The organism is Kitasatospora sp. NPDC053057, assembly GCF_044546945.1.
Classification (GTDB): domain Bacteria; phylum Actinomycetota; class Actinomycetes; order Streptomycetales; family Streptomycetaceae; genus Kitasatospora.
Genome location: NZ_JBITZP010000092.1, coordinates 3193 through 7144, shown reverse-complemented (window position 1 = coordinate 7144; position 3952 = coordinate 3193). Strand labels below are relative to the sequence as shown.

General features: G+C 69.3%; 7 protein-coding genes and 2 pseudogenes. 2 read left to right on the top strand and 7 right to left on the bottom strand.

Features of this window, described 5'->3' with window-relative positions; translation table 11 throughout:
* The first annotated feature begins 82 nt into the window (after positions 1-82).
* The gene (locus ACIG5E_RS38750; protein WP_396541905.1) at positions 83-400 is read left to right on the top strand and encodes an integrase core domain-containing protein; all 318 of its coding nucleotides are present in this window, start codon (positions 83-85) and stop codon (positions 398-400) included.
* Positions 401-913: 513 nt separating this feature from the next.
* On the opposite strand, the gene ACIG5E_RS38745 is transcribed toward ACIG5E_RS38750, so the two are convergent.
* The 4 genes and pseudogenes from ACIG5E_RS38745 to ACIG5E_RS38730 form a co-directional block, all read right to left on the bottom strand.
* A complete protein-coding gene (locus ACIG5E_RS38745; protein WP_396541903.1) occupies positions 914-1180 on the bottom strand; it encodes a hypothetical protein in 267 nt (88 codons plus the stop codon).
* Between the two features lie 217 nt (positions 1181-1397).
* Positions 1398-1613: a hypothetical protein gene (locus tag ACIG5E_RS38740; RefSeq protein WP_396541901.1), complete on the bottom strand. Its 216-nt coding sequence runs from the start codon at positions 1611-1613 to the stop codon at positions 1398-1400.
* Between the two features lie 102 nt (positions 1614-1715).
* A complete protein-coding gene (locus tag ACIG5E_RS38735; protein ID WP_396541899.1) occupies positions 1716-1838 on the bottom strand; it encodes a hypothetical protein in 123 nt (40 codons plus the stop codon).
* Positions 1839-1937: pseudogene (locus ACIG5E_RS38730) on the bottom strand (GNAT family N-acetyltransferase); the annotation flags it as partial. It abuts the gene before it with no gap.
* Between the two features lie 7 nt (positions 1938-1944).
* Between ACIG5E_RS38730 and ACIG5E_RS38725 the strand changes: the two are divergent.
* Positions 1945-2268: pseudogene (locus tag ACIG5E_RS38725) on the top strand (transposase); the annotation flags it as partial.
* 195 nt (positions 2269-2463) lie between these two features.
* Here the strand turns inward: ACIG5E_RS38725 and ACIG5E_RS38720 are convergent.
* The 3 genes from ACIG5E_RS38720 to ACIG5E_RS38710 form a co-directional block, all read right to left on the bottom strand.
* A complete protein-coding gene (locus tag ACIG5E_RS38720) occupies positions 2464-2619 on the bottom strand; it encodes a hypothetical protein (RefSeq protein ID WP_396541897.1) in 156 nt (51 codons plus the stop codon).
* A gap of 57 nt (positions 2620-2676) precedes the next feature.
* Positions 2677-2964: a hypothetical protein gene (locus tag ACIG5E_RS38715; protein WP_355676143.1), complete on the bottom strand. Its 288-nt coding sequence runs from the start codon at positions 2962-2964 to the stop codon at positions 2677-2679.
* A gap of 234 nt (positions 2965-3198) precedes the next feature.
* A partial coding sequence (locus tag ACIG5E_RS38710) for an Ig-like domain-containing protein (RefSeq protein WP_396541895.1) occupies positions 3199-3952 on the bottom strand: 754 nt, incomplete at its 5' end.

Here is a 3952-nt window from a genome sequence, read left to right as displayed (position 1 = left end):
GCCGGACGCCCCGTCAGCGTCGTGATCCACCCTGCTGGCCGTCCCATGCAACACCACCTCGATCAAGGTGTTGCGACGACCGATGGAATCCACCCAGTACACGAGTTTCCGCCTGGCCGCCCACCTGGCCAGGGAAGAGATCGCGGCGAGCATCGGCACTGTCGGGGACGCCCTCGACAACGCGCTGATGGAATCGATCATCGGCCTCTACAAGACCGAGATCATCAAGCCGCGCGGACCATGGCGCACCCTGGCGGACGTCGAGATCGCCACCGCCGAGTGGGTCGAGTGGTTCAACGAGGCCCGGCTCTTCGGTGAACTCGGTCACATCCCACCGTCAGAATACGAAGCCAACTACTACCAACAACACCCAAACCTGCAGGTCACAGCCACAGCCTGAAGTCTCGAACGAACCCGGGGCGGTTCACACTCGGCGCGACGCACCTGGTCCTGGCCACTCCCAAGAACGCCTGGAAGCAGGCGACCATCGACGCCATCGACAAGCAGCTCCAAGGCGACGCGGCACACCGCGCCAGCAGCCCCCAAGTACTCCTCCTGACAGGCCTGGGCACCGACCCGAAGATCCCGACCCTCGACGGCAAGCCGTTCGCCATGGACTGAACCAGCCCTCTGCGAGCACCCGAGCCGAACCAGCGGCAGCCCGAGGACAAGCACACCAGCAACCGACATGAGAAGGGGCCCAGGTGATCGTCCCGCCGAATCAAGATCAACAACGCTGAGGCGATCCCACCCCCATACCCATCGGTTTTCCCAACCGAACTGAACAGCAGTCCCAGATCCTGCAAACCCACAGGCCGCAAGCCCTGAAGAGTCGATCACAGCAGTAAAACCGCAGGCCAGGCAGCCAAGATCCAAAGTCCCAGATCCTGCAAATCCACTGGTCAACACATAATCAATCGACAAGATCTTTCAAAGCGCCCGGGACGGAGCAGCCGAGACGGTCGGCGGAATCGTCGCCACCGCGGTCGCCGAGGTCCGCGCCCGCCCCGACATCCCGGCCGCTGAGCTGGAGACCGGCCCCGCCCCGGACGGCATCACCGCCGAGGCCTGGCGCCGCCACGTAAGTGCCGGCCGCGACCTGATCGCCCAGCACCGCGCCGCCCAGCACCAGATCGGCATCCTCGCCCTGGAGACCGTCCCGGCCTACATCGCCGACCACCAGGCCGAGGACGTCCTCGCCCGCATCGCCGACGACATCGGCGTCACGACCGACGAGCTGCTGGCCTGCCGCGGCTACGCAATCTCCGGGGACGTCCGGGCGGTGGACGACTGGTCGAACCGCAGGCCAGTGGCGTTTCTACTTTCGGGCCTTCTTGAGGGGCCGATTCATGAAACCGCCGCAGGTCAGAAGCCTGCGGCAGGACGGGCGGGACCACTCAGATCTGGCGGTCCGGGTCGGAGAAGGTCAGGCCGCCGGGCGAGAGGCGGCGCCGGGCCGGGGCGGGTACAGCGACGGTCTCGCCGGGCGGCTGGCGGAAGTCGGCACCCTGCTCGACCGGCAGCAGCCGGCGCCCGGTGGACTGGGCGGGAAGGGGCGCGTCGGTGGCGGACTCGGAGAAGGCGGGCAGCGAGAGGCTGCGGCGGTCGGTCATGATCACCAGTCTCGCAGCCCGCCCAGATCACCGCTGGCTTTCGCCTGCGACACAGATGATCACGCTGGAGATCGTCCGGCCGTGGGACTTACTCATTGAGGCTCAGCTGGCGGCGCGCAGCAGCAGAAAGTCGAGGATCGGTCCGTCGGTGCCGGCCTGATATGCCCTGGCGTACTCATAGCCGAGGCGGTCGTAGAGGCGGCGGGCGGACTGGTTGCCGGGCATGACGAGTAGGGAGGACCAGGTGGGGGTGAGGACCCGGAGGAGTTCGGTGTGGAGGGCGGTGCCGATTCCGTGGCCCTGCCAGCCGGGGCGGACGGCCAGCTCGCACGCCCCGATCGCTGGCCTGGAGCTGCGGCACCGCCAGCGAGCCCGCGCCGGGGACCGAATCTGCGCCGCTCGCTACACCGGCCTGCGCAACCTGCCGCTGCACGACGCCGCCCAGAACCAAGTCTGACTGGAGATCGTCCACCTCGCACTCGGCTTCCTCGCCTGGATGCCCATGCTCGTCCTGGACGGACCCGCGCGCCGGTGGGAGCCCAAGCGCCTGCGACTGCGGCTGTTCTCCGCCGCCGCCCAGCTGGTGACTACCGGCCGCCGCCGCTATCTACGCATGGCCTGCCACTGGCCCTGGACCGAGACGATCACTACCGCGTTCCCAGTGGAACCCGGCGCCCACCCGACGCGACAGTCGGGCCGCAGGCATGCCCGCCACCGGCCCGAACACCCTGAAACGCCCGCGGATGCGCCGGGACGGCAACGGTGCTGCTCCTCCCTTCGTGCGGAAAGGGTAAGGCGGCCGGTCGAAGCGCCGACCGCCTTCGGTGCGCCCCGATGCCGGGCGCCCGTGTCACCGGCTGACGATGGTGATCGTTCCGGCGCCGCCTTCCCGGTGCTGTGCGGCCAGGGCTTCCTGGTAGGTGACGTACTGGCGAACGGTGCCGTCAGGCAGGTTCAGCTGGTAAACGACGGTTTGCGGTGATCCTCCGCCGCAGTTGCAGGCCATGAGTTCGGTCTCCTTTCCGGGTGCTGGGGTTCGGGTCTTCCTGGGGAGGGGCGTTGGTCAGTCGAGCCATCGTGAGGCCACACCCGCCAGGTACGAGACGCTGAGCGCGGTCGCCGGTATCCGGAACCACGGGCTGCCCTCCAGGCACGCGGCACAGCCGACCGCGACGGCGGACACCCAGACGCTCGAACACCAGCTGCAGGTGATCAGGTAGGCGGCCTTGGACTCCTCGCCGAAGCGATCGGCGACCCAGATCCTGAGACCGCCCGCGAGGGTGTCCTTGGTCAGGAAACGGGTGACGCGGCAGGTGGTGCCGAGCGCGAGGAGGAACATGGTCAAGCTCATCGGGACAACTCCACTGACCAGGGACGCGGCAGTACGGTTGCGGGCGTCGCGGCGGGTGCGGTGGCTTCGCCGCTACGCCCCCGGCGCGTCCGTCCCCCCGCCGTGCGAGGGCGGGGGGACGGACCTTCGAGGTCGGCCGCTCATCCGCGGACGATGACGTCAGGCCTCACCTGGCTCGGCCACCAGTACCGGTCCGCGATCCACGTCCCGGGCCCGATAGGACCGGTCCGGTCACTACAGCGGCTGGCAGGGCAGCAGGGTGCCGGTCGACTGCAGCGTCGTGCCGCCGACGGTGGCGGTCGCGGTGAAGGCGCCGGACCGGACCTGAAGCAGGTCCAGGTCGGTGGTGAGGGTCGCGATCCCGGACGCGTCCGTCACCGCCGAGCCCACCGGCTGTCCGGCGACGAGGAAGTTCACCGTCACGCCGGCGGCCGCGGGAGTGAGCTGGGCCTCCAGTGTGGCGGTGAAGGAGTACGGTCGCCCGTGCGAGGGGTCCGGCAGCGCGTGCTCCCAGTGGCCCTGCCAGCAGGACGGCAGCGCCTGCAGACTCGTGGCGGGGCCGCCTACGGTGACGGTGATCGGGACGGGGAGCGAGACGACGTTGGTGCAGGTGCAGGTGGTGCCGGCCGCGGTGACGGTGGCGGTCAGCGACACCGGTCCGGCGGTGGGGAAGGTCATCGACCCGGTGGCGATGCCGAGTGCGTTGGTGGTGACGGTCACCGGGATGGCCCCGCCGCCGTTGAAGGTGACCGTCGCACCCGGAACGGGCACGCCGTTGCACAGCACCACCGCGGACACGACGGTGGGCTGGCCGGCGACCACCGGTGTCATCGGAGGCAGCAGGAGCACCAGGCAGGTCGGCGGCGTGGTCACCGTGATGGCGACCGGGATGGAGACGACGTTGGTGCAGGTGCAGGTGGTGCCGGCCGCGGTGACGGTGGCGGTCAGCGACACCGGTCCGGCGGTGGGGAAGGTCATCGACCCGGTG

What these genes read in the sequence shown, in the direction of transcription:
- ACIG5E_RS38750 (WP_396541905.1), top strand. Translation starts at nt 83, where the DNA reads ATGGAATCCACCCAGTACACGAGTTTCCGCCTGGCCGCCCACCTGGCC.
- ACIG5E_RS38740 (WP_396541901.1), bottom strand. Translation starts at nt 1,613, where the DNA reads ATGACCGACCGCCGCAGCCTCTCGCTGCCCGCCTTCTCCGAGTCCGCC.
- ACIG5E_RS38735 (WP_396541899.1), bottom strand. Translation starts at nt 1,838, where the DNA reads ATGCCCGGCAACCAGTCCGCCCGCCGCCTCTACGACCGCCTCGGCTAT.
- ACIG5E_RS38720 (WP_396541897.1), bottom strand. Translation starts at nt 2,619, where the DNA reads ATGGCCTGCAACTGCGGCGGAGGATCACCGCAAACCGTCGTTTACCAG.
- ACIG5E_RS38715 (WP_355676143.1), bottom strand. Translation starts at nt 2,964, where the DNA reads ATGAGCTTGACCATGTTCCTCCTCGCGCTCGGCACCACCTGCCGCGTC.